Origin of the sequence: Kitasatospora sp. MBT66, from assembly GCF_000710405.2 — a bacterium.
Lineage (GTDB): Bacteria > Actinomycetota > Actinomycetes > Streptomycetales > Streptomycetaceae > Kitasatospora > Kitasatospora purpeofusca.
The window spans coordinates 108,014-131,475 of the sequence record NZ_JAIY01000011.1 but is presented as its reverse complement, the minus strand read 5'-3'; the positions used below and the strand labels follow the sequence as shown (position 1 = coordinate 131,475).

At 71.3% G+C, this 23,462-nt stretch carries 19 protein-coding genes and 3 pseudogenes; 9 read left to right on the top strand and 13 right to left on the bottom strand.

Annotated features, from left to right (window positions below; translation table 11 throughout):
* Positions 1–36 precede the first annotated feature (36 nt).
* The 3 genes and pseudogenes from BI06_RS31355 to BI06_RS31350 form a co-directional block, all read right to left on the bottom strand.
* Entirely contained in the window at positions 37–276 is a 240-nt protein-coding gene (locus BI06_RS31355; RefSeq protein WP_043473867.1) for a hypothetical protein, read from the bottom strand.
* A gap of 159 nt (positions 277–435) precedes the next feature.
* Positions 436–570 (bottom strand): annotated as a pseudogene (locus BI06_RS48585) (IS5/IS1182 family transposase); the annotation flags it as partial.
* A 226-nt stretch (positions 571–796) separates the two neighbouring features.
* Entirely contained in the window at positions 797–1,204 is a 408-nt protein-coding gene (locus BI06_RS31350; RefSeq protein WP_043473864.1) for a hypothetical protein, read from the bottom strand.
* Positions 1,205–1,797: 593 nt separating this feature from the next.
* Between BI06_RS31350 and BI06_RS46935 the strand changes: the two are divergent.
* A pseudogene (locus BI06_RS46935) lies at positions 1,798–2,306 on the top strand (transposase); the annotation flags it as partial.
* Positions 2,307–2,358: 52 nt separating this feature from the next.
* Here the strand turns inward: BI06_RS46935 and BI06_RS31345 are convergent.
* Complete coding sequence (locus tag BI06_RS31345; protein WP_043473861.1) at positions 2,359–2,820, bottom strand: DUF4279 domain-containing protein; 462 nt, start codon at positions 2,818–2,820, stop codon at positions 2,359–2,361.
* A 198-nt stretch (positions 2,821–3,018) separates the two neighbouring features.
* On the opposite strand from BI06_RS31345, the gene BI06_RS31340 reads away from it, so the two are divergent.
* Positions 3,019–3,336 (top strand): putative quinol monooxygenase, encoded by a 318-nt coding sequence (locus BI06_RS31340; protein WP_063795061.1) that lies wholly within the window; start codon positions 3,019–3,021, stop codon positions 3,334–3,336.
* Positions 3,337–3,417: 81 nt separating this feature from the next.
* On the opposite strand, the gene BI06_RS46930 is transcribed toward BI06_RS31340, so the two are convergent.
* Positions 3,418–3,588 carry a hypothetical protein gene (locus tag BI06_RS46930; protein WP_199523387.1) on the bottom strand — a complete coding sequence of 57 codons (171 nt, stop codon included), beginning with the start codon at positions 3,586–3,588 and terminating at the stop codon, positions 3,418–3,420.
* Positions 3,589–4,014: 426 nt separating this feature from the next.
* On the opposite strand from BI06_RS46930, the gene BI06_RS31335 reads away from it, so the two are divergent.
* The 3 genes from BI06_RS31335 (at position 4,015) to BI06_RS31325 (ending at position 9,464) form a co-directional block, all read left to right on the top strand.
* Positions 4,015–4,428 carry a hypothetical protein gene (locus BI06_RS31335; protein ID WP_149030539.1) on the top strand — a complete coding sequence of 138 codons (414 nt, stop codon included), beginning with the start codon at positions 4,015–4,017 and terminating at the stop codon, positions 4,426–4,428.
* Positions 4,429–4,430: 2 nt separating this feature from the next.
* Complete coding sequence (locus tag BI06_RS55205) at positions 4,431–8,246, top strand: ATP-binding protein (protein ID WP_043473858.1); 3,816 nt, start codon at positions 4,431–4,433, stop codon at positions 8,244–8,246.
* A 204-nt stretch (positions 8,247–8,450) separates the two neighbouring features.
* On the top strand, positions 8,451–9,464 hold the full coding sequence (locus tag BI06_RS31325; protein WP_158516485.1) for a tetratricopeptide repeat protein: 1,014 nt from the start codon (positions 8,451–8,453) through the stop codon (positions 9,462–9,464).
* Between the two features lie 958 nt (positions 9,465–10,422).
* Here the strand turns inward: BI06_RS31325 and BI06_RS53995 are convergent.
* The 3 genes and pseudogenes from BI06_RS53995 to BI06_RS31315 form a co-directional block, all read right to left on the bottom strand.
* On the bottom strand, positions 10,423–10,668 hold the full coding sequence (locus BI06_RS53995; RefSeq protein WP_233290378.1) for a winged helix-turn-helix domain-containing protein: 246 nt from the start codon (positions 10,666–10,668) through the stop codon (positions 10,423–10,425).
* Positions 10,669–10,710: 42 nt separating this feature from the next.
* Positions 10,711–10,932 (bottom strand): annotated as a pseudogene (locus BI06_RS55610) (helix-turn-helix domain-containing protein); the annotation flags it as partial.
* Between the two features lie 171 nt (positions 10,933–11,103).
* Complete coding sequence (locus tag BI06_RS31315) at positions 11,104–11,886, bottom strand: hypothetical protein (protein ID WP_149030538.1); 783 nt, start codon at positions 11,884–11,886, stop codon at positions 11,104–11,106.
* Positions 11,887–12,196: 310 nt separating this feature from the next.
* On the opposite strand from BI06_RS31315, the gene BI06_RS31310 reads away from it, so the two are divergent.
* A complete protein-coding gene (locus BI06_RS31310; RefSeq protein WP_043473850.1) occupies positions 12,197–13,339 on the top strand; it encodes a hypothetical protein in 1,143 nt (380 codons plus the stop codon).
* A gap of 406 nt (positions 13,340–13,745) precedes the next feature.
* Here the strand turns inward: BI06_RS31310 and BI06_RS31305 are convergent, their stop codons facing one another.
* Positions 13,746–14,213: a nuclear transport factor 2 family protein gene (locus BI06_RS31305; protein ID WP_043473847.1), complete on the bottom strand. Its 468-nt coding sequence runs from the start codon at positions 14,211–14,213 to the stop codon at positions 13,746–13,748.
* Positions 14,214–14,402: 189 nt separating this feature from the next.
* Here BI06_RS31305 and BI06_RS54825 point away from each other — a divergent pair, with 189 nt between their 5' ends.
* Positions 14,403–14,525 carry a hypothetical protein gene (locus BI06_RS54825; RefSeq protein ID WP_255360274.1) on the top strand — a complete coding sequence of 41 codons (123 nt, stop codon included), beginning with the start codon at positions 14,403–14,405 and terminating at the stop codon, positions 14,523–14,525.
* Between the two features lie 267 nt (positions 14,526–14,792).
* Here the strand turns inward: BI06_RS54825 and BI06_RS49795 are convergent, their stop codons facing one another.
* Entirely contained in the window at positions 14,793–16,151 is a 1,359-nt protein-coding gene (locus tag BI06_RS49795; RefSeq protein WP_051742322.1) for a DUF4157 domain-containing protein, read from the bottom strand.
* Between the two features lie 273 nt (positions 16,152–16,424).
* Here BI06_RS49795 and BI06_RS31295 point away from each other — a divergent pair, with 273 nt between their 5' ends.
* Positions 16,425–16,937, top strand: a complete 513-nt coding sequence (locus BI06_RS31295) for a hypothetical protein (RefSeq protein ID WP_051742321.1) — start codon at positions 16,425–16,427, stop codon at positions 16,935–16,937.
* Positions 16,938–17,098: 161 nt separating this feature from the next.
* On the opposite strand, the gene BI06_RS31290 is transcribed toward BI06_RS31295, so the two are convergent.
* Positions 17,099–17,929 carry a DUF1206 domain-containing protein gene (locus BI06_RS31290; protein ID WP_082558804.1) on the bottom strand — a complete coding sequence of 277 codons (831 nt, stop codon included), beginning with the start codon at positions 17,927–17,929 and terminating at the stop codon, positions 17,099–17,101.
* A gap of 618 nt (positions 17,930–18,547) precedes the next feature.
* On the opposite strand from BI06_RS31290, the gene glsA reads away from it, so the two are divergent.
* Positions 18,548–19,933 carry a glutaminase A gene (gene glsA, locus BI06_RS31285; RefSeq protein WP_051742318.1) on the top strand — a complete coding sequence of 462 codons (1,386 nt, stop codon included), beginning with the start codon at positions 18,548–18,550 and terminating at the stop codon, positions 19,931–19,933.
* Positions 19,934–20,324: 391 nt separating this feature from the next.
* On the opposite strand, the gene BI06_RS31280 is transcribed toward glsA, so the two are convergent.
* Complete coding sequence (locus tag BI06_RS31280; RefSeq protein ID WP_051742316.1) at positions 20,325–21,791, bottom strand: hypothetical protein; 1,467 nt, start codon at positions 21,789–21,791, stop codon at positions 20,325–20,327.
* Between the two features lie 237 nt (positions 21,792–22,028).
* Positions 22,029–23,462, bottom strand: a 1,434-nt coding sequence (locus tag BI06_RS55200) for a CHAP domain-containing protein (RefSeq protein ID WP_051742313.1), incomplete at its 5' end; no start/stop codon positions are given.

Here is a 23,462-nt window from a genome sequence, read left to right as displayed (position 1 = left end):
CCTGTGCTGCGTTGTCAGTCCGGGACCTGGGCGAATTCACCTGCTGCGGGCAAGTGCCCTGCGGCAGAGGCAGCCCAGGGCGAGACCGGTGAGCCCTCCGGTGAGCGCGAAGAACACGCAGCAGGTGCACCCGGTCTTTTCCGGCCCGGTCTGGCTCTCCGGTGTGGGCTCGACATCTTCTATGCGCCCACCGCCGGCCACGCACGCCTCGGCATCATCGCCGGTCTTGATGGGACGGCCGTCCTGCTTCCCGCCCCGGCAGACTTTGTCGACCATCAGTCCTCCCTCGATTGCCAAGGACCCCCTCTCTCCAGGATCCCCGTACCGGGCCGACCGGGCCAATCGGGAGCGCGGCACCGTTGGTGACCGGTGCGGCTAAAGGGCTGCCCCCCGTAAATGACCTCTGTCATGCTGGATGACTTGCTTGTTTCTCTGTCACCCGGCGAGGCTGAGGTTGTGCAGGCGGGCGATGCCGAGCATGGCGTGGTGGACGCCGCCGCCCCTGAGGCGGCAGTCCCGGAGGATCTTCCAACCCCTCAGGCGGGCGAAGACATGCTCCACGACGGAGCGAGGGACCGCACGTCCCCTCACATTTCTCGTGAGCATTCGCAGCACCCAAGATTGCCAACTGCCGCCCAACCTGCTGATCAAACAACGCCGCTGCTTCACATGAACGAACCCAGTGACGGCCGACTGGGTCCGTCGTCGGTCCGCGGCGGGGTTTCCCGAGAGCCGTCATCCCCGTCCCCGGAGACGCCCTGCCCGGCCAGTCAATGCGGCATGCCGGAGCGCCTCCCTACTTGGGGGCCGAGTAGGTGTAGGTGGCGGTTCCCTTGTGGGTGGTGCCGTCGTCGAGCTTGCCGAGTTCGAACTCGAAGGTTCCTCCGCGCAGCCCGTCGAAGGAAACCGTATTGCCTTCGGCGCACTTGATCCTCTCGTGACCGATATCCGTATTGATTCCGTCGGTGCTGCGCAGTGTGACGGTCATGTCGGACTTGGGGCGGTTGCAGCTCTTCACGGTGAGCTTGATGGTGCCGTCGCTGGTCTTGAACTCGGGCGTGATCCACAGGTGCTGGTACTCGAAGCTGACCGTGCGGCTGGCAGCGTAGGCGTGGGAGGCCTGGGTGACGACGAGAACGGCAGCGCAGCTCGCAGCCAGCGCGATGCGGGCCAGGTGTCGCATTCCGGAGCGGGTTCGGATCATGTGGCTCTCCCTGTAGATGCGGGCAGTACGTAGGCACATCGTCTCGAAGAGGAGCTCGCACCGGGTATCACACGGGCGAGTGGCAGCGACCATCCGGTGTTGACCGGCTTGGCCCGATCGGAGCACTGTTGTGCAGGTCCTTGGTAGCGCGGCCGTCCCGGGCGAAGTGACCCGCTCGCTGCCGGGCGCGGACGGCCTCCCTGGCGGCGTCGGAGCCCAGGCTCTGTGTTCGGCGGGTCCTGCGAGCGTGCCGAAGCTGTCGGCGGCCCAGTTCGCCGAACTGGAGGAGGAGTTGGCACAAGGCCCGGCCACCCACGGTTTCGAGGACCAGCGATGGACCCTGGCACTGGTCCAGACGGTCATCGATCGCCGGTTCGGATGCGACTGTCGATCGCGACGGAGTGGCGGTTGCTGAAGCGGCACGGCTGGTCCTGGCAGGCCCCGCCCGCCGGGCACTGGAGCGCGACGAGCGTGCGTGGAGCTGTGGAAGCAGGTGGGGGTACCCCCGCTTGCGGGGGAGTGTGGCCGCGGGTAAAAGCATCGCGGCGGCGCTCGGGGCCTGGCTCGTCTTCGACGACGAGCCAGGGTTCGCGATGACGCCGCCACGCGCCCGCACTGGGGCCGGCGCGGGCACACGCCCGTCGTCCGCGTCCGCGGCCGCTCCCGGCGCCGGATCTCGGTGGCCGCGCTGTGCTGCTACAAACCCGGCGAGAAGAGCCGGATGATCCACCGACCCCGCTTCCACCTCCCACTCAAAGGCGCCCGCAAGAGCTTCGCCCGGACCGACTACCGCGACCTCGCCGTCCGTGCACACATCCAACTCGGTGGCCCGATCGTCCTGGTCCGGGACAACCTCAACGTCCACCTCGCCGCAGGAATGAAGCGATACGCGGCCGATCACGACTGGCCCACCGTGTTCCAACTGCCCACCTACGCAGCGGACCTCAACCCGCAGGAGGGCATCTGGTCCCTGGTCAAGCGCGACATCGGTAATCTCGCCGCCGCCGACCTCGGGCAGATCACCAGAACCGTCAAGCGTCGACTGAAGAAGGTCCAGTACCGTCCGGACCTGGTCGACGGTTGCCTCACCGGCACCGGCCTGACCTTCGACCGATCGGCCGAGTCCACCCGACCCGGCGCAGGAGGTGCGGCAGTCATCCCCGCACGACGCCCACCTCTGACGTGGGCGGGTAGAGATCGAGAACGACATCGAGACCGAGCCCGCCGACTTCGGCGAGCAGGTGAGCCGGCAGGAAGCACCCTCCCTGACCGTTCTCACCGCCGAACCCGAGAAACAGCTCCAGCTCGCACTCGGCGGACAGACGCGTCAGCTCCTCGCGACAGTCTCGGACCAGTCGTACGAGCGCGGCGACGTGCTTCTCAAGCTCGCTGTGGTTTCCCAGACCGCTCCGCCGGATCCAGACACTGGACTCCCTCCGAGCGCTCCTCGGGTTCCGGGGACTCATCAGGCTCCCCAGCTCGAACAACTCGTCGGGAACGATCCCCAAGCGAGCAGAGATCTCATCGGCGCGGAGGGTCCGGCTCGTGATCCGGATCGATCCAGCCGCCCACTTCGTGTCCGGCAACGGCGGGCGCGTGGTCAGCTCTTCTGGCACGCCCTCACAATCGCAGGCGGATCAGCATTGGGCCAGTGCATTCCCATGAGAGGGCGGTACGTGAGTTGATGTCCGTTTCGGATCGCGGCTTGCATGAGGCATGGCGACAGCAAGACCGGTGGAAAGCTCCTTCTTGATGTGACCGGACCTCAGCGTCCCGCTGCCGGAGGCATAGCCGTTGAGCATAGGGTGTGCTTCATGGAATCGAACGTGCTTGTCGTTGCCGATGTGACATGCAGTCCGGAGAACGCCGTTGAGTTCAGCCGGCTCCTGCACGAGTTCGCTGCCGCGTGTCGCGAGGAACCGGGTTGCCTCTCCTATGACGTGTTCCGCTCCGAGGACACACCCGAGCGGTACGTGAGCATCGAGAAGTACGTCGACTCCGCGGCATTCGCGGCTCACCGCGACTCCGACCACTTCCGCGAGATCGGCCTTGCCCGGCTGATGCCGCTGGCGACTGCACGCGACGTGCGGATGTATGACGAGCCTCGCGAGGTCCCGCCCGCAGGACGTTAGAAGAACGGTACGTGGGCTGATGCCTGTCTTGCCGCTTTCGGTTGGGGTAGGCGGCATGGCTGCGGGGGTCTTGCTGGGCGGTTACGGCCGCGGCAGGGTGAACAGTCCCTGCTCGGTCTCGGTCAGGATCCTGCGTTCGGCGAGCCGCTTGAGCTTCAAGCGGACGTTGTTGACGTTGCTGGGCGCGATCTCCACGTCCATCGCCTGGCACACTGCCCGTGCCCGCAGCGGGGCGTCGGCCGAGGCGAACACCGCCAGGATTTGTTGGTAGGCCGGATGGTTTGGCAGCTTCGCGGCCGGCGGCACGGACGGTGGTGGACCGGGCGGTCAGCGAGCTGTGCCCGGTGACTGCCGCCCTGGTCTTGGTGCTCGGGCAGCCACCGTGCCTGCGTCAGCCGGTCACCCGGGCCAACGGAGGCACGGTGTCGGATCTGCTTGCAGGTTCTCCCCGGGTGCCGCCCCGGAGACGGGTCGGTCCCGCTGATCGATGCGGATTGAGTTCGGCGGGTTTGGCCGGGGTGGGCTCATTCATCTGGGCCACGACCGGCCCGGCCCGGGCTAACCTGGTTCGGGACTGGCGGAGTTGGGTCTCCCGCCACATCGGAGTCGGGAGGACGGATGTTGGCCGAGTCACTGACGGCGCTCGCCGGCGCGGGGGCCAGTGCGCTAATCGGAGCCATGGCCACCGACCTGTGGCAGGGCGCCCGCGGCGGAGTCGTCCGGCTCTTCGGGCGGGGCAGCGAGGCCCGCGGGGAGGTGATCGGCGCGCAGCTCGACGAGGACGCCGCCCTCGTCGGCCGCGCCGAGCCGGCTGGCGCGGCCGAGATCCGGGCCGAGCTGCTGCCCGTATGGCGTCGGCGGCTGCTCCTACTGTTGGAGGAACACCCCGATTCCGAGAGCGAGTTGCGGGAACTCGTCGCCCGAGTACAGGATGGCCTGCCCGCTGGACACCAGGTGTGGACGCAGTCGAACACCGCCCGCGACCATGGCACCCTCTTCGCCGTGCAGGGTGGCAACCTGCACTACCACCAGGCAGCCGAGGGGCTGGTGCCACCGCCAGCCGACGAAGACGGCAAGGACGGGACCGGCTGACCGTGGACGTCCCCGACGAGGTCCACCAGCAGGTCCGAGCCGTCGCTGGCTTCGCCTACGGCGCGGTCGGCGCCGACATCCACGTCTTCGGCGACGGCACCCCCGTGTACCTGCTGTACGCCCGCGACACCCACGGCGCCGCCGACAGCCTGCGGCGGGACTCCGCCTGGCTGCGCGCCCAGCCCAGCAGGATGCTCGACGCCCGCAGCGAGATCGTGGAGTTCACCGGCCGCGAGGCGGAGCTGAGCCGGCTCCGAGTGTGGCGCGACCAGCCCGCGCGGACGGCCGTGCGGTGGCTGCACGGACCCGGCGGCGCTGGCAAGTCCCGCCTCGCGGCCCGCTTCGCCGCCGAATGTGCCGACTCCGGCTGGCTCGTCGTCGACGCCGTGCACGGAACCGACACCCACCCGCCCGCCGAGGGAAGCCAGGACCTGCGCACCGACCAACGCGCTGGGGTGCTGATCCTTGTCGACTACGCCGACCGCTGGCCGGACGTCCACCTTGCCTGGCTCTTCCACAACGGCCTCCTGCGCGGCGAACTCCCCGCGCGGGTCCTGCTCATCGCTCGCTCCGTACGGCCCTGGCCAGCCCTGCGCGCCCAGCTCGCCCGCCAGCGGCGCCCCACCGAACTCTCCGACCAGCCGCTGGACCCGCTGGCCGACTCCGGCCGCCAGGGGGAGCGCACCCGGATGTTCGAGGCCGCCCGCCGGGGCTTCGCCGCCCACTACCCGGACCCCGCCGCCCTCGAAGCCCTCCGCCCGCCCCACGAGGACCTCGCCCGCCCCGACTTCGGGCTGACCCTCGCCGTCCACATGGCCGCGCTCACCGCCGTCGACGCCCGCGCCGCAGGCCGGGAACCACCCGAGGACCTCACCGGGATGACCGCCTACCTCCTCGACCGCGAGCACGAGAACTGGCGCCGCCCCGACGCGCGCGCCCCGGGCGCGGACGCCGCCGACCGCCGCGGCCTTGACCTCGCCCGTACCGTCTTCACCGCTGTCCTCACCGGCCCGATGCGCCGCGACGCCGCCCGCCCGCTGCTGGACCGCCTCCTGTTACGGACCACGGCCGACCACGCGCTGACCGCCCACGCCGTGCATTACCCGCCCACCGATCCGGCGGCCGCCCACGTACTCGAACCGCTGCTCCCTGACCGCCTCGCCGAGGACTACCTCGCCTTCACCCTCCCCGGGAGCCCCGTCACCGGATACCCAACCGACCTGTGGTCGGTCACCGGCACCACCCTCATCCTCCAGCGCGACGGACGAGCCGCACCCCCCTGGACCCCCCGCGCCCTCACCTTCCTCATCGCCGCCGCCGAACGCTGGCAGCACGTCGGCCCCGCCGTCCTCTTCCCGCTGCTGCGCCGCGACCCCGCCCTCGCGGTCCGGGGCGGCGGCGCCGTCCTGGCCGCGCTGGCCGCCCTCGACTCCGTGGACCTCGACATCCTGGAGGCCGTCGAGCCGCTGGTGTCCTTGCCCGACGTACGGGTGGAGACCGGCACCGCAGTCCTGGCCTCACGCCTCGCCACCCACCGCCTCGAAGGGGTCACCGACCCCATGGAACGGGCCCGGCTCTTACCGGACTTGGTCGCCGCCCACCTCAAGGCGCACCGCAGGAGCGACGCCCTGGTGCTCATGGAGGAGGTCGTACGGCTCACCCGGGAGGCCGCCCGGCAGGATCCGGCACACCGGCCCGACTACGCCGAAGCCCTCCTCAACCTGGGCGGCCTCTTCATCGGGGAGATCGACTCCGAGCGCCGGGTCGAACTCCTCCGCGAGGCCATCGGGCTGCTGAAGCAGGGGCCGGCGGACGACGAGCCCTTGGTCTCCCTGGCCCAGGCGCACACCCGGCTCGCCTTCGCGCTCTGGCAGACCGGGGCTGAAGCGGCCGCCCACGCGTCCGTGGCCGAGGCACGGCGGCTCTTCGGGGAGATCCTGGATCGCGACCCCATGCTGTATCTGGCCCTGACTAAGGACGTGAACTGCCTGGAGATGGTGAGCGGCTACCTGCTGGCCAAGTCCGGGCGATCGGCGGAGGCCGCCGAGGGGGCCGGCCAGATGGTGGAGTTCCTGACCCAGATGGCGGGCCTCCGTCCGGCCGACCACGGGGAGGGCCTAGCGGGCGGTCTGTACACCGAGAGCCTGCACCTGTGGGACGCCGGGCGGCACGCCGAATCCGTCGACGCGCTCCTGAAATCCATCCGCCTCTACCGCCAACTCGCCGAGGTGGTCCCCCGCTTCCAGGAACTCCTCGTCGCCCGTCTCTACGACGCTGCGGCCAAGCTCATCTCCCTGGAGCGGCACGCCGAGGCCACCGCGATCGTCGAGGAGAGCCTCTCCCTGCGCCGGGAGCGCCTTGCCCGCCTTCCGGACACCGCCGACGGCCGGGACGCCGCCGAAGCCGAACGCCGTGCCATCGGCACCGCGCTGCTCTATCTACGGGAGCGGCGCGGCGCCGACCGCCTGGCTTGGGGAGCGCCGGCCGAGATCGACTCGGTGGCCGAGCGGCTCGTACGGGCCGCCGACCCGGCGGGGCTCTGGAGCCTCATGCGAGCGGTCCCCGTCACCGACGCGTTGCGGATCGCCCACCGCCACCCGCCCGAGCGCTGGGCCCCGCCCGAGGACCCTCGTGGTCTGGTCGCCCGGCTCACCTCGCGGCGCCACAGGCCGCGGGCCGCCGAGCGCGCGGCCCGCGCCGCCGCCGAGTCGGCGGTGTGGCGGCTGCCCGACCGCGGGGGGCTGGGGACGGCCGGTCTGACGGGGGCCGGCCTGCTCTCCTTCGCCCCCGCAGGGTCGGCGCGGGCGCCGGTCATGGTCCGGGAGGCGTATCTGCCCGGCGGGGCGAGCCCCGCCGGCGTGTCCGCCACGCGCATCGATGTGTACGACCTCCGCTCCCGCTCCGTGCTCTGGTCCGCTGACCACCGCAGGACCGGCTCCGCCGCCGTGACCTGCCTCGGCGCGGACGCGGTCGTCGCCCTGCGCACGCAGCCGTACCGGGCGGAATCGGAACTCGTCCCCTACAGGCCATACGGGGCGGAGGTTCTCGCGCACGGCCGGGTCCTCAACGGGGCCCGGATCTTCGCCACTTCGCGCGTCTTCGTCGTCCTGCTGTGGGGCACGACGGTTGCCCTTATCGGCACGTACGACGGCCGGCTGGAGCAGGTCGACCTGTACGAAGACCTCGGTCTGGAGCACGTCACCGTCCACGCGGTCGACCCCTTCGGCGAGCGGCTCGTCTTGGCGGACCGGCGCCGCGTGCTCCTCACCGACGCCGCCCTGGAGCCGCTGTCGGCCGACGGCTTGTGGGGGGTGCCCGAGCAGCACGGTACGGTCGAGTCCGTGGTGTTCCTGTCCCCCGAGGAGTTCGTCACCGCCGCGTCGACCGGCGGCGTCTACCTGTTCCAGCAGGAGTCCGACCGGACCGTGGTGACCGCCTGGCACGTCGGGCCGACGCTGGAGGACCTGATCGCCGTCCCCGGATGGCGCGTCGTCGGCGGTCGGTCCCGCGGCGGAGCGAGGACGCACTTCCACGACTCGGTCACCCTCGCCCCGGTACCGCCGCCGCGCCTGCTCGCGGGGGCGTCGCACGAGGACCCGCCGCGCCTGCTGGCCACCCCGCCCGGAGGCCGTCATGTGGTTCACGGCACGGCCGTGCACGACCTCGGCGACCCGCTCTCCTTCGTGGGCAGGCCGCTCGCCTCGCTCACCCCGGCAGACCGGGAGCTCCTCGGCGCCTACCTCGACCGAGGGAGGGCGCCGTCGGCCGCGATCTGGGAACTGCTGGAGCTCGTACGGGACCTTGGGTCCCCCATGTGACCGCCACCGAGGCAGGGAGACCAACCGCGAATGTTCCGCAGGAAACGCGCCAAGGGCACCCCACCGGACCCCCGAAGGCCGACGCGCCCAGAGCGGCCACCGAGCCCGCCGCAGGAGTCCGACAGTCCGGAGGACCCCCTCGACCTCCGGCTGGGCGAGTACGACGACGGGTCGATTCCCCTCAGCATGGACACCATCCTGCGCATGCGCGACAACCTACTCAACGCGGAACGGAGGCTGGGCCCGGGCCACCCCGACGTCCTGGGGCTGCGCCACAACTACGCCTTCTTCCTGTGCGTCTGGTCGGCCGCCGCCCTGCCCGGAGACACGTACATGCTGGACCGGGCGGTCCCCCTGTTCCTGGTCAACCTGGATCACCAGACGGCGACCCTGGGCCCGTACGCCTGCGACACCCTGCTGACCCTGGACGGGATCGGAAGCGCCCACCTCTCGGCGGGACGCCCGACCGAGGCCCTCCCGTACCTGCAACGGGCCCTGGAGGGCAGCGAAATCGGCCCCGACCGCGACGAGGAGCGGATCCTCGACCGTCGCGAGAAGCTGTCGGACGCCTACGCGGCGGCGGGCGACACCGACCGGGCGACCGCCCTGCTGGAGGAGACCGTGGCCGGCAGCAGGCGCCTCCTGCCGCCGGGTGGCGAACTGCTGGACGCCCGCAAGCAGAAACTGTTCTCCGCCTACCACAAGGCGGGCCGGCCCGCGGCCACGGAGCTGTGCCGGGAGATCCTCTCCGACCGGGAGCGCTTCTACGGCCCGGACCACCTCAGCACCTACATCTGGGTGGACAACCTGGCCCACCTCCTCCACGACGCCCGTGACCTCGACGGGGCCATCGCCTGCTACGAACGGGTCGTCCGAGGCTTCGAGCAGATCCATGGAGCCGACAGCGACGCGATCTCCTACCGCTACCACAACCTCGCGATCGCCCACCTGGAAGCCGGCCGCCCGGAGGTGGCCCTGCCGTACCTGAAGGCGGCCCTCGCCGCGCGCGAACACAGCCGGGGCCTCGACGACCCGGGGACCCTGGAGGCCCTGGTCTCCCTGATCTCCGGCTACGACCAGGCCGGGCGGCTCGCCGAGGCGATCGCGGCGACCGAACGGCTGATCGCGGACCTGGTGCGCGTCGGCGGCCCGCAGCACCCCGACCTCCCCGAGGTGTATGCCTATCTGGCGGAACTCAGGCGCGCCGGTCGTGGCTAGATGAAGGATGACGGCGGCGAGCGCTGTGAGCATCTCGGCGTAGCGGTCGGTGACGAGGCACTTGAGGTCGAGGCCTGCGCCAGGACTTGTCACGCTACTGACTTCGGCGCCTCAGGGTGAACTGTCGCGAGGCCCCTCATGAGCCTCGGAGGCGGCACATCTGATGACGGTGCTTGGAGCGCCGACGGGGCCTTGGGGTGAATCTGGCGGGCGTTCGAGTGAGGGGCGTGATCACACAGACGGCCCAGCCACACGAGGTTTGCAGGTGACTGATTCGCTTACGTCCCACGGAGAAGCGGCTACCTCAGCCACCCTGCAAGAGGGCACCTGCGGGCACCGCGCCGGCTGGCTCCGGCGTGCTCAACTACCCCTCGGATGCAGGCAGAAAGCCCGTCGATCCCGTGGATCACCGTCAAGAGCAGCGAGCAAGCTACCGCCAAGGGCGGCGTGCCGAGGAGTTGGGCAACTCCTCGGCACGCGGGCGGCCTTCAACGATCAGTGCAACCCCGGGCACTGGCCGGTGCACGACCGGGGAGTTGAGGCCAGATGGTTCCCGTGTTCACTTCGTTTCGCTCGACGAAGTAGGAGCCCGACTGTGTCCCTGCGGCATCGCCACGAGTACGCCGTAGTCCTTCCTCGTGGCCTCCCGGCCGGCTTCGAAAGACCGACCAAGGAGTTCCCCGCCGTCCAACGACGAGTGCGCACCGCTTCCGGCCCAGATCCGCCAGGCTCGAGCCGATGACATCGTCAAGAGACGTAAGGACGCCGGTTCCTCGGGTACTCCTCTTCATCCCGCTCGCCGAACCCGCACCATCTGGCAGTACTGGCACGTCCCGGCTTTGTCAGGGCCGCTCCCGCCCTCCCCGGCATCACCCGGATCAGGCTGCCCCCACCTCCACCCCTCTGCTACGACAGAGAAGCGGCGAAAGTCTCTCACCTCCACACGAACCACAGCGCCTCACGGCGCAACTCGAAGCAGATGTAGCCCCGCAGGCCGCCCGCGCTCTTTTACCTCCGCCCAGATCACCTCCCTCCAGGCCGTGACGGCCTGCTCGTCCCGCTCGGCCACCCGATGCGCGGGAACCTGCGGGCTGAAACCGAGCCGGTGCATCAGCCTCGTCGCCCCGGACACGCTGTAGGAAACGTGGAACCTCCGGCCGATCAGCGTGGCCACCCGCGCGGCAGTCCACACCTGGTTCTCCACCCAGCGATGCGCGGCCAACCTCTCCTCCAGGAATGCGGCGAGTTTCTCCAGACACCGCGACGACAGACGGCACCGCGTCCCACCTGGACCATGGGAGGCCAAAGTGCCCACATCGCCATCGCGCCACAACTCGTGCCACCGGTAGGCCGACTTCCGGCTCACCCGCAAACGACGCGCCACTTCCGACGGCCTGGTCCCCTGCTCGAACAGCTCCGCCGCCTCAACCCGCACCGACTCCTGGCGCAGCCGACCCTCAGCAGTCAGTCCGCCACCATCCTCATACCTAACACACCATCAAATGCAGCCACCACCCCACACCCATCAGGAACGTGGAGGCAGTTCACCCTGACGGGCCGAAGCCAGTAATAGACCCTGACCCGCACGCCAATCCCATGACAGCGTCAGATACCAGGCAAGACCTCGCATGCCGCCCTCTCAGGCCCCCGGCGCTTGCGTTGTCACCGTGTACAGGCCCCGCCCGGGCCGCTGCGCCCGGCCGTCCTTGGCGAGGCGCTCCAGCCGAGTGCGGACCGCGTTGACGTTCGCCTGCAGTGGTTCCAGTCCGAGCTTCTCGCTCACTTCACGGGCACGCATCGGTTCTGCCGTTCCGGACAGGACCGCCAGGATGCTGTCCGCGTCCGTCACCGTTCGCCGCCCGGCGGTCGACGCCGCGGCCGATGCCGCGGCCGATGCCGTGGTCGGGGGCGTGGCGTCGACGGGGCGCGGGCGCGGCGCGGTCCGTCCGGTCCGGGCTGCCGGCTCCTGCTTCGCCGCCGTCCTGGCGCCGCCGCCCGTCTTCGCGCCACGGGCCGTGGCCCGCGTGCGCGCTGCCTTCTTCGGCTCGGGGGCCTTTCGGGCCGGGGCCTTCCTGGCGGGCGCCGCCTTCTTCGTGCCGGCCGCCACGGTGGCGGGCTCGGTGGCGGGCTCGGCAGGGACCGGTGCAGCGGGGGCGGACGCGGCCTGTTCGGTGTCCCGTGCGACCTCGGGCGGTACGGGCGGGGCATCGGCCGCAGGCGTCTTCCGGTCCCCGTCGGTGCGAGCGGGTCCACCGGACAGCAGCCGCAGTGCTTCGAGAGCCTGGTGGACGGCGTCCCGTTCGGTGGTCGCGGCGTCGAGTTCGGCCTGCGCCCGACGCAACCGTTCCTCCACGGCGGGCAGTTGCTCCTCCAGGACGAGGATGGTCGAGCCCACACTGGTGTCCGTACCGAACGTTGCCACGATCACTCCCGTTGCGTTGTCACCCATCCGTACCGGCGAATGTACGGCCCCCGCGGCGTGCCGTACGCGGAATGCGGAATTCACGCCGCGGGATCCGGGAAGGTGACGCAAACAGGCGGAGTGGAAAGGGCGATCCGTTCGGCACTGCCGCCCGCCAGGGTGGCTTGGGGAACTGACGAGCCCTGCGAGTCGCCCTTCCGCGCCCAGGGCGAAGAAGCCGGAGCACGTAGTGGGCTGATTCCGCCTCCCTCGTCGGGCGCCGCTACGCTCTCCCGTCCAGGGGGACTCGTCGGGTGGGGAGGGAACGAGGATGAACGGAAGCCTGCTGGGGCACTTGGCGCACCGGTTCGGGGTACGGCGCGAGCCGGTCGCCACGACGGCGGTGTGCCGCATCGTCGGGCAGCACGCCCGGGCCCGTGCCGCGCTTGTGCAACTGCTGGCCGACGGGACGGTGCCGGCGCAGGTCCGGGAGCGGGTGACCTTCGCGACGGAGGTGCACGACGCCAACGACGGCGGTATCACCGATCTGGAGGGCCGGGTCGACGGGCTGACCTGGTTCGTCGTCGAGGGCAAGTTCGGAGCCCCGCTGCAGCCGGTCCAGCCGGTCGGCTACGCCGAACGGCTCCAGAACGGCGGCTCGCTGCTGTTCGTCTGCCCGGACCAGCGCATCCCGGCGCTGGCCGCGCAGTTGACCGACCGGGTCGACGAGGCCGGCATCCGGGCCGACGCCGCGGCCTGGCACACGGACGAGGCAGGGACGCGGTGGTTGGGGCTGTCCCGGCAGCGGCGGCTCGGCATTACGTCCTGGGGTCGACTGCTCCACGCACTCAAGGGGCGGGACGCGGCCGACTCGGCCCAGTTCGCCCTGCTGTCGGACATACACCAACTGGAGGGCCTGGTGGCACAGTTCGAGCGAGAAGTCTCCCAGTGGACCGCGGCGGAGCTGACCACGGGCGGCACCGGGCTCACGTTCGCCAAGGCCGTGCACGCAGCCAACGACCTGTGCGCCCTGGTCTCCGACGAGCTGGGGATCCCCCTGCCGTCGCGCCACCCCCAGTGGTGGAAGTCGCCCTCCGGGACCCTGAGCCCCGCCGACTACCTCGACTGGTACGGCGCCCTGTTCGACCTCCCCGACGGCAAGCTGGCCGCCGCCTTCGAACCCGTGAAGTGGGGCACCGAAGGCTTCCCCTCGCCCCTGACCCTGAGCATCAACCCTCGCGGCCTCACCCACGACGCGGCCCAACGCGTCCGTTCGGCCTACCTGCGCATGGCCGACGCCGCCACCGACCGTCTGCGCGAGATGCTCGACCACCCACCGCTCGTCGCGCGCACCTCGGAGTACGGATGGTGGGAGCTTCCCGTCCCCCTGCGCCCCGACCTCACCGCCCAGGAGGCCCGCGACGACATGGCCGTCACGGTGAAGCAGTTGCTCGCCCCGCTGCGCGAGCTGTGATCACCGCAGCCCGCCCGGTGTACGGGAACCTCGAACTCCTATCCGGTACTTCAGTGGCACCCGGGGTGACCAGGCTGTCCACCTGAAGGAGGTGGCTTGTCAGGGGGTTCCTGGCAGGATGCTGCGTTGTGGGTGGGAGATCGGAAAGTGACGAGGCATACGTCCTTGACCTCTGCGACGAGTATCTCGGTGAGGTCGCGCAGTGGCAGCAATGAACGGGCCGTAGCTCTCGGCGGTGTCCAGCAAGGTGATGCCGAACTGGAGGGCGCGGCCGATGGTGGCCAGGGATTCGGTCTCGTCGGTGGTGCCGCAGAAGGCACTCATGCCCGGTTGCCCGGTTGCCCGGTTGCCCGGCCGCCCGGCGGACGGCATACGGCAGGAGCCCCCGCTTCCGGTGGCGCGGATGTCAGGGGTTGGAGGGGCGGGTGTCGGTCCAGTCGACCATCAGGAGGCGTTCGGCGAACAGCCAGGTGCCGTCGTGTCTGACCATGGTGTCGAGGTAGCGGATCGAGGCGACCATCAGCGTCCGGGTCCCGTCCTCGGCCTCGGTGACGTGGTGGGCGAGGCAGTGCGTCACTCCGGTCGCCCGGTCGCCGTCCAGGGTGACGGTGCTCTGGCCGTTGAAGTGGGTGGTGGCGGCGTACGCGTTGAGCGCGTCGAAGACCGGTGCCAGCGATTCGCGGCCGTGCAGTTCCTGGGAGGGGTTGGGGTCGCGGGCGTCCATGTACACCACGAAGCGGGTGTCCTCGGTGAACAGGGCCGTCTGGCCCTTGGCGTCGCGCCGGTCGGCGCGGTGCGCGTAGGCGTCGACGAGCTCGCGCAGGGCGAGCCGGTCTGCGGCCTCCGCCGGAGTGACGGGCGCGTGGGGGCTCATGATGCGGTTCCTCGCTCCTCGGCCCGCGGACGATGGCCGAGTCGGGTCCTCCGTCAAGCGATGCGACGAGCCGCACCAGCCCGGACCTCCTGTCTCCTGGGCTGCTTCGGCGTCGTCGGTTCCTGCTCTCGCGCACGCTGGGTACGGGCGCCGGCGGGCGGGACCGGCGCGGGGAGCGCGGCGGTGTGGGTGGACCGCACCAAGGACGAGATCAAGAATTCCCGCGCGTTCGACAAGGGCAGGCACAGCGGCGACCGCGAGTACCACGAACGGTTGGAGGGCCACTACGGCGGCAGCGGCACTGCCCGGTGACACCGTCGGCCCGGGCGGGCTCCGCACCACCACTTGGTGGTGCGGAGCCCGCCCGTCTGCACGCCGGGTTCTGCCGCGAAGCACCACCGGCGCACGCGCGGCCCGCCGGGCGTGCGCCGTGCCCTCCCCGTGCTGCAACGGGGCCCCGTCGTTGCTTCCCGCTGTGCGGGTGCGGGTGTACGTGCTTCTGATGCACGACGGCGTACTCTGCCTGCGCCACCTGTCGACAACCCGCAGGGCGGGCCTACGACGCCACCTGACGGAGCACTACTGGGCGATGTTCGGGTTGGCCGGCTGTTCCGAACCGGCTGCCACCCGGCGGCCCTTGCCGCGCTTGACGAGGACCACTGTCTTCATGGTGACCCCCGGGTGGTTCGGTGTGTAGTACGTGCCCGTCCAGTAGTCGTGGAAGGAGGCCACCGTGCCGATCGTGTACGTCATCGGGTTCGCGGCCGTCTGGCCGCTTCCGGCGAAGGCCTCCATCGTCACGGTGTCCTGGCCGTCCATGCCCACCACCGCTGCGGCGTGGTACTGCGACATGATCTGCTCCCCGGGGTTCATGGCGAGCATCAGGTAGGACTGTCCCACCACCGGGCTGGCGTTGCGGTCCGTCGCCCCCTGGAAGTCGCCTGCGCGGTCGCGGTTCTGCTCGTCCGACATGCCGAAGGCCTTGAGCCCGGCGCTGGTACGGACGTTGCTGTTCGCGCCGTCGGCCAGCTCTCCGACGGCGTTGTGCATGATCTCCTCCGCCGTGTGGAGGCAGTCGTCCAGGATGTTGCGTGCCAGCTCGTGCTCCTGGTAGAGCTCCGTGCCGCCGAAGAGGGCCTGCTGCGCCGTGCTTGTCGGGCGCAGTGCCGGGGAGTAGGACCCGCCGGGCGCGCTGACCCGGATCCAGATCGACGTGGCGTCGTCGTTCGGGACGGCGAAGACGCCGTTCGCCGAGACCGTCATGTTCTGCTGGTCCGGGCCGGCCTGTGCCGCCCAGCGCTGGACCGATTCCTGGGCCGCCCCCCGGTCTGCCCGGCCCGCCTCCTGTGCGTGCTGATCGGTCCTCGGTGCCGCCCCGCTCATGGCGCGGCGCGCGTTGCTCTCCGCCTCCCGTTCGAAGCGGTCGGAGGGATCGGAGAGCCGCAGGCCCGCTCCGTTGTCCGTACCCGCGACGGGGCCCCGGCGCTGCTGGATCACGTGGGTGAGTTCGTGGGCGAGCGTGTGCTTGTCGGTGCCGCCGTCCCCGATCACCACGTGGTTCCCGCTGGTGTACGCCCGAGCGCCCACCTCGGCCGCCGACGCCTTCGCCGCGCTGTCGTCGTGGATGCGGACGTCGGAGAAGTCGGCGCCCAGCCGCCGCTCCATGTCCGCGCGAGTGCCGCCGTCCAGCGGCCTGCCGCCGGCCCGCACCACGTCGTGGACGGCCGAGCGCTGGACCGGCGCCTCTTCCGCCTCGTGGCCGCACCCCGCACCGTGCCGGTGCTGCTGCTTCAGGCGCTGGACGACCACCGCGTTCCCCACCGTCGCCTGCAGCCCGAGGAGCCCGGAGGCCTGTGCGGGTGGTGCGGTGACCGGCCTGCGGACCGTGGACCGGGCGTCCTCGGTGGCGTTCGACCTGGCCTTCGCGTGGTTCTGCACCGGTGCTTCCTTCGTCGGCGGATCGGAGCCGTACGTGATGCCTGTGTCCTGCGTACGTCTCGCGCAGGTCCTTGTCCTGGATACGCCGGGCGACCCCGCGGACGCCAGGTACCCGAGGGCAGACTCGACCGGCGGTGAGGGCAGTCTCGGTTCCCTCCTGAAGAACTCGGCCTCGGCCGGCGCCACATGACGGCCTGGGGCGAGCCCTGCCGCCTCACGGATCACCAGCCGTGTGAGAGCGGACAGCGATGGGGCTTCGCATATGCTGAACCGATGTCGGACGACGGCGGGATTCCAAGTATCGCGGACACGGGTGTGGAACTGCCTGCAACGCTGCGTATCGCTGGGCTTGCGTTGGAACGGACGGAGAGCCCTCCGTCCTTGGCCTGCTGGACCGGCTGCTTCCCGGAGTCGGCGGGCGGTAACGCGGCGGTTGTGAGTCTGGTGGTCGAGCCGGCCGCGCCGCCTGAGGAGGTTGCCCTCCAACTTGCTCTCGATGTTGTGAGCAGTTTCGACGTCTTTGTCGACCGAGCCGTGCGGTACTGCCGGACCCGGCTCAGGGAGCGGCACTTCGAGCTCACAGCCGAGGAACTGAGCTGGCTGGATCTTCCGGAGTTGCCGTTGGCAGGTCCCGAAGCGGTGGTGTGGGCCGACCGGACCTGGGCGATCCGGTTCACGGAGAGCAGGTTCCGGCTGGCGGACCCGTTCGGGATCCTGGTGACCTTCAACGGCACGCAGCCTGTCGACGTTCAGGGCCTCGAGGACGAGGACGAGGACGGGCAATGAGCCGCTTGTCGTGGCATCGCGATCCTGGGGACTGTCGGATCGGTCAGCAGGCGGGGCCGGTCGGCGGACGGCCCGGGGGCCGGGTCGCTGCTCGGTGACCGTGGCCGCGCGGCGGAGGGTCGCCGGTAGTACCGGGTGCGGTGGGGAAGGGACTCTCCGGGTCAGAAGCGCCGTCGGTGTGCGGAGACGAACGAGAAGACGCCGAACAGCAGCAGTCCGACTGCCACGACGGCGAGCAGCCACGGGCCGGCCGGGGTGTCCGCGAAGGATCGGAGGGTGTCGTCGATGCCTCTCGCCCGCCCGGGGTCGAAGCGGGCCGCAGCCGTCATGACGAAGAGCCCCACGCCCGCGAACACCACGCCGCGCGCCGCGTTGCCGGCGAGCCCGATTCCGGTGACCGCGGCACGGGTGCGCGGGCCCATCGAGGCGGTGTCCAGTCGGCGCAGGAAGGTCCGCCGGGCGGCGCGGACGGTGATTCCCACACCCACGCCGACCAGTGCCAGGCCGGCTGCGCCCACCAGCAGGCGGCCGCCCGGCAGGGCGAGCGCGTCGGCCGTCCAGTCCTTGGAGGCGCGGTCGCTGTTCGACCCGCCTCCGGTACCGGAGGCGAAGGCGGCGGTACCCCAGCAGACCGACGCGTAGAACACCGCCCGCCCGGCGTCCAGCAACCGCTTGCCCGGCTTGCGCCGACCGCCGTCGTGACCGTCGTGCGAAAGTGCGGCGGCGGCGCGCCAGAGCGTCATGCACGCGAAGCCGAGGACGAGCAGCCACAGGAGAAGCGTGCCGCCGGGCCGGGCCGCGATCTGGCGCAGTGCCCCTTCACGGTCGGCCTCGTCCGGGCCCCGGCCGTCCATCGCGATCCGCAGGGCGAGGTAGCCGATCACGACGTAGACGACTCCGCGGGCCGTGAACCCGGCCCGCCCGGCGGCGCGCAGGAACGGACCGGCCGACACCGCCCCACTGGACCGGGACTCCCGTGCGGTGGCCACCATGACGCCTCCTCCGTAACCGGAGCGCGCGGCGCGCCCGGCAGCCGTGTGCCCCCTTTCCGGCCTGCCACGCACAGCACCCCCGGCACCCGGCTCCACCGTCCCTCGCCGTGGTCCGGCCGGGCCGTTCCTGCGGAACCGTCACTGTCACCGGCACCGACGCGGCCGCCGCCGCGAGCCGGAACACCGTTCTCGCACGTCCTGCTGTCGTCGCTTCCGGTCCGGTCTCATGACAGTCGTGCCGGACCGGAGGCCGGGCGCCCTGTTGCGGGGCCACGAAGAAGGAAGCGGGGGAGTCGGTCGGCGGGGGCTCTTCCGCGACCTTTCTCGAATTGAGGGCTCATCACACCGAGGCCGGTCGGCGCCGGGTCCCGTCGCCCGCTCGACGGCCGCCGGGCCGGCGACGCCTGCGGCCGGCCGTGCCGCGACCGCCTCCGGTGAGTCGTGGTCGGGTGCAGGTCGCGCCCCTGGCATGCTGCTGGGCGCGGCTCCGTTCGGCTCCACCCGGGCGGGCCGAGCGGGCCGGCCGATGGGCAGCGGCAGCGGGTTCCAGAAGTTCAGGAGCCCCAGGTACCCCCGGGAGCCCGGGACGGACGAGCGGGAACGGAAAGGGGTGCGTACATGGACCCGGTGACGAAGGCACTCGACGAACTGCACCGGCGGATCAGCGGGCTGAAGGGCGGCGAGGTCGCCTCCTACATCCCGAAGCTCGCCCAGGCCGACCCCGAGGACTTCGGCATCGCGATCACCAGCATGGGCGGCCGTCGCTACCAGGCGGGCAAGGCCGACACCGAGTTCACCATCCAGTCGGTCTCCAAGCCCTTCGTCTACGCCCTGGCCCTCACCGACCTCGGACCCGACGAGATGCTCAGACGGGTCGGCGCCGAGCCCAGCGGCGAGGCCTTCAACGCCATCAGTCTGGAACCGGGCACCGGTCGGCCGGCCAACCCGATGGTCAACGCCGGCGCGATCGCCACCACCGCCCTGGTCTCGGCGGCCGACACCGAGGCGCGGTCCGCCCGGATCCTGGACTGCCTGTCCGCGTTCGCCGGCCGTCGGCTGGGCTACGACGAGGAGGTCTACGCTTCCGAGGCCGCCACCGGCGACCGCAACCGTGCGCTGGCCTACCTGATGCGCTCGGCCGGCTCGTTGAGCGACGACCCGTACGCCGTGACGGCCACCTACTTCCGCCAGTGCTCGGTCCTGGTCACCGCGGCCGACCTGGCGGTGATGGCTGCGACCCTGGCGAACGGCGGCCGCAACCCGGTCACCGGCGAGCGGGTCGTGGAGCGGGGCGTGGCGGTGCGGACCCTGGCGGTCATGGCCACCTGCGGGATGTACGACGGCGCCGGGGAGTGGCTGCTGAACGTCGGCCTGCCGGCCAAGAGCGGGGTCTCCGGTGGGCTGATCGCGGTCGGCCCGGGCCGGTTCGGCGTCGCGGTCTACAGCCCGCCACTGGATTCGGCGGGCAACTCCGTGCGGGGCGTGGCCGCGCTCACCGCGATGTCCGAACGGCTCGCCCTCCACCTCATGCACGCACCGGTGCACCTGACGGCCACCGTCACCGACACCGGGCACGGCGCTCGGTCCTCCCGTGCCCGCAGTCCGGAGCAGACCGCGCTGCTCAACCGCAGCAGCCGGCGCATCATCGCCGTCGGCGCCCAGGGCGAGCTGGAGTTCACCGAGACCGAGCAACTGTTGGCTGCCGTCGAGGGGGCCGTCCCCTCGACGCCCGGCTGGCTGGTGCTGGACCTGATGGCCGTCACCGGCATCCGACCGGGCTCCGCCGCGATGCTCGCCGCCGGTCTGGCGGACATCGCCCGACGGGGCCACCGGATCGTCGTCGCCGCCCAGGAGCCGTTCCTGGCCGCCGGCGACGGGCACCCCGACGGGCACTCCGACTGGCACGCCTTCGGCAGCCGCGACGACGCGGTGGCGTGGTGCGAGGATCAGCTCCTCGCCGGCGAGCCGCCCGCCGGCCCGCCCGCTGCGGAGGGCGGGAGCTGACCGCCTGTCGGGGCCGGTTCTGGGCCTGGTGTGTTCGGTTTCTGGTGGTGTGCCGGTTTTCCGGCCGTTGTGCGGTGGGGGTGTCGGTCCTGTTCCGGCCTCCACGTTTCGGCCCCCCGTGTTCCGGCTCCCCGTGTTCCGGTCCTGTTCTGGTCTGGTCCGGTTCTGTTCTGGTGCCGGGTTCCGGTTTCTGTGTTGCGTGTTGTGTGCGGTTCCGGGGGTCGGTCCCGGTTGCCGTCCCCTGCGCTTGGTTCCGTTGCGGGGGGCGGCAGCCGGGGGGTGCTGGTGCTGGTGCTGGTGTCCGGGTTGGGGTTTGTTGGTTGGTGCTGGTGCTGGTGCTGGTGCTGGTGCTGGTGCTGGTGCTGGTGGTGGGGGCCGGGTGGTGGTGGTGTTAGTGGGTGGTGGTTGCGGTGATGGTGGTGGTGTTGTCGGCGCCGCCGGGGATTTCCTGCCAGGTGGTGGTCCATTGGCCGGTGGTGTAGTCGGCGTCTTTGGTGTAGACGTGGCCGGTGGAGCCGAGGACGTAGACGTGGACGGTGTTGCCGGTGACCGCGCTCGCCAGCGCTTTCCTGAGGGCGGTGCCGCCCTGGGGGGTCCAGGTGCCGGACCAGCCGGTGCCGGCGTAGTCGCCGTCGGTGGTGTGGAGCGCGCCGTCGGAGCCGATGATGTTGAGGTGGACGCGGTTGCCGGTCGCGGCGGCGGTGATGGCCTCGGCGCCCTCGGCGCCGCCGGGGATCTCCTGCCAGGTGGTGGTCCATTGGCCGGTGCCGTAGTCGGCGTCCATGGTGTAGACGTGGCCGGTGGAGCCGAGGGCGTAGACGTGCATGGTGTTGCCGGTGGCGGTGCTGGCGAGGGCCTTGAGGGCGGTGCCGCCCATGGCCACCCAGGTGCCGGACCAGCCGGTGCCGGCGTAGTCGGCGTCGGTGGTGTGCAGTGCGCCGTCGGAGCCGACGATGTTGAGGTGGACGCGGTTGCCGATGGTGGTGGCGCTGACGGCGGTGGCGCCCTCGGCGCCGCCGGGGACCTCCTGCCAGGTGGTGGTCCACTGGCCGGTGGTGTAGTCGGCGTCCTTGGTGTAGACGTGGCCGGTGGAGCCGAGGGCGTAGACGTGGACGGTGTTGCCGGTGACCGCGCTGGCGAGGGCCTTGAGGGCGGTGCCGCCCTGGGTGGCCCAGGTGCCGGACCAGCCGGTGCCGGCGTAGTCGCCGTCGGTGGCGTAGAGCGCTCCGTCGGAGCCGACCGTGCTGACACGTGCCTTGGAGGCGGGCGCGGGGGCGGGGGCGGGCGGCGCGCTCGCCATCGCGGCGACGATGCGCTGGGCGTCGGCGGCCTGGGGCTGGTAGGCGCCGGGGAGGGCGGAGCGCTGGACCTTCTGGCAGACGGTGCCCACCGGCTGGGTCTTCCAGGCGCCGTTGGGGTAGGCCTGCAGCATCCCGTCCAGGAAGGCGTTGGTGGAGTAGGCCGGGTTCAGGCGCTCCTCGGTGCTGCCCCACCACGTCTGCTGCTGGAAGAGACCGACGCTGGTCGCGTCGAGGACGTTGGGGTTGTTGCGCAGCTCGGACTCGACGATCGCGGTGGTGACGGCGATGACGGCGGCCTGGTCGGACAGGTCGTGGGCGCGGGTGGCGGCGACGATCGCCCGGGCGCAGGAGAACCGGTAGGCGGTCATGGCGTGGGCGAGCTTGCCGGTGAGGACGGTGTTCAGGCTCGCGGCGGCCGCCGAGTCGGCGTCGGTGACGGTCCCGCAGGAGCGGTCGGGCTGGGGTGCGGCGTCGGCGGGGCCGGCCGTGACCGCGAGGGGCGACAGCAGGGCGGCGACGGCGGCGGCGGGCAGGAGCTTGCGGAGCTGCTTGCTCATGAGGATGCGGTTCTTCCTGGTCCCGGGGCCGGGTACGGGGCACGGAACACGGGTGTGCGGGCGGCGGCAGCGGCCCGGGGGCGGGGTGCCCGGGAGCGGGGTGCCCGGGGGCAGCGGCCCGGGGGCTGGGTGTCCGGGGGCGGGGTGCCCGGCCCCGGGGCGGGACCGCGGGGCCGGGCCGAGGGGGGTGCGCACCGGCGGCCGGGCGGCCGGGCGCCGGTGCGCGCGATGCGGGGGTCAGAGGCCCGAGGTGGCGGCGATCTCCTGGATGCCGCTGTTGCCGGCCAGGGGCTGGAAGGTGCTCCAGGTGCCGTTCGTGTAGTTGCCGTTGGCGTTGTAGACCCGGTCGTCGGAGCCGACCGCGTACAGGTGGACGGTGTTGCCGACGGCGTTGGCGGTGATCTTCTTGATGCCGCTGTTGCCGGCCAGGGGCTGGAAGGTGCTCCAGGTGCCGGTGGCGTAGTTGCCGTCGGCGGTGTGGACGGTGCCGTTGGAGCCGGTGGCGAACAGGCGCACCGTGGTGCCGGTGGTGACGGCGGCGATCTCCTGGATGCCGCTGTTGCCCTGGAGCGGCTGGAAGGTGCTCCAGGAGCCCGTCGCGTAGTCGCCGTCGGCGGTGTAGATCCGCTCGTCGGAGCCGACGGCGAACAGGTGGACGGTGCTGCCGACGGCGGTGGCGGTGATCTTCCTGATGCCGCTGTTGCCCTGGAGGGGCTGGAAGGCGCTCCAGGAGCCGGTCGCGTAGTTGCCGTCGGCGGTGTACACGGTGTCGTCCGCCCCGACGGCGAACAGGTGGACGGTGCCCCCGACGGCGGTGGCGGTGATCTGCTTGATGCCGCTGTTGCCCTGCAGCGGCTGGAAGCTGCTCCACGAGCCGGTCGCGGTGTCGCCGTCGGCGGTGTACACGGTGCCGTCCGAGCCGATGACGAACAGGTGGACGACGGAGCCGATCTGCACGGCGGAGATCTGCTGGATCCCGCTGTTGCCGGGCACCTGCTGGAACGCGCTCCACGCCCCGGACGCGAAGTCGCCGCCGGCGTTGAAGACGGTCCCGCCCGAGCCGAGCGCGAACAGGTTGGTGACGTCCTTGGCCGCCGGCGCCGGTGCCGGGGCGGGGGCCGGGGTGGTGTCCGTGCCGCCGATCGGGGAGACGTAGCCGCTGATCGACTGGCCCATGTAGGAGCTGTAGCCGAGCGCCGAGTTGTACGGCCCGTCCAGGCGCACCCGCGACGTCGCGGCGAAGTTGCCGCGCTGGCCGCCCTCGTTGCCGCCGATCGTCTTGATCTGGCCGTTGCCGACCTCGGTGACGATGGCGACGTGGTCGGCGTAGCCCGCGCCGTTGTAGTTGAACACGACCGCGTCGCCGACGTGCGGGGTGCTGTGCAGACCGCCGTTGTACTGGCCGAAGCTGCCGGCCGCCGGGGTCAGGCCCGAGACGTTGACACCCGCCTTCGCCCACACCCACTTGGCGAAGTCCGCGCACCAGTGCTCGGGCTGGCCGCCGTTGCCGGTGCAGCTGGAGTAGAAGCCGGTGGTGCCGGCGCTGTTGGTCGCGCAGGCCGTCTTGTAGTTGTTGGCCAGGGCGATGCCCGTGATGTTCGAGCCGACACTGGCGTGGGCCGAGGAGGCACCGAAGGCCAGGCTGACCGGAACGATCGCGAGGGCGAGGGC

Bases quoted from the DNA above. Each gene is read 5' to 3' on its own strand.
- BI06_RS31295 (WP_051742321.1), top strand. From the start codon at position 16,425: ATGTCGGACGACGGCGGGATTCCAAGTATCGCGGACACGGGTGTGGAA.
- BI06_RS31290 (WP_082558804.1), bottom strand. From the start codon at position 17,929: ATGGTGGCCACCGCACGGGAGTCCCGGTCCAGTGGGGCGGTGTCGGCC.
- BI06_RS31310 (WP_043473850.1), top strand. From the start codon at position 12,197: ATGAACGGAAGCCTGCTGGGGCACTTGGCGCACCGGTTCGGGGTACGG.
- BI06_RS31280 (WP_051742316.1), bottom strand. From the start codon at position 21,791: ATGAGCAAGCAGCTCCGCAAGCTCCTGCCCGCCGCCGCCGTCGCCGCC.
- BI06_RS31335 (WP_149030539.1), top strand. From the start codon at position 4,015: ATGGCCACCGACCTGTGGCAGGGCGCCCGCGGCGGAGTCGTCCGGCTC.
- glsA (WP_051742318.1), top strand. From the start codon at position 18,548: ATGGACCCGGTGACGAAGGCACTCGACGAACTGCACCGGCGGATCAGC.
- BI06_RS31305 (WP_043473847.1), bottom strand. From the start codon at position 14,213: ATGAGCCCCCACGCGCCCGTCACTCCGGCGGAGGCCGCAGACCGGCTC.
- BI06_RS31340 (WP_063795061.1), top strand. From the start codon at position 3,019: ATGGAATCGAACGTGCTTGTCGTTGCCGATGTGACATGCAGTCCGGAG.
- BI06_RS31325 (WP_158516485.1), top strand. From the start codon at position 8,451: ATGCGCGACAACCTACTCAACGCGGAACGGAGGCTGGGCCCGGGCCAC.
- BI06_RS31350 (WP_043473864.1), bottom strand. From the start codon at position 1,204: ATGATCCGAACCCGCTCCGGAATGCGACACCTGGCCCGCATCGCGCTG.
- BI06_RS31355 (WP_043473867.1), bottom strand. From the start codon at position 276: ATGGTCGACAAAGTCTGCCGGGGCGGGAAGCAGGACGGCCGTCCCATC.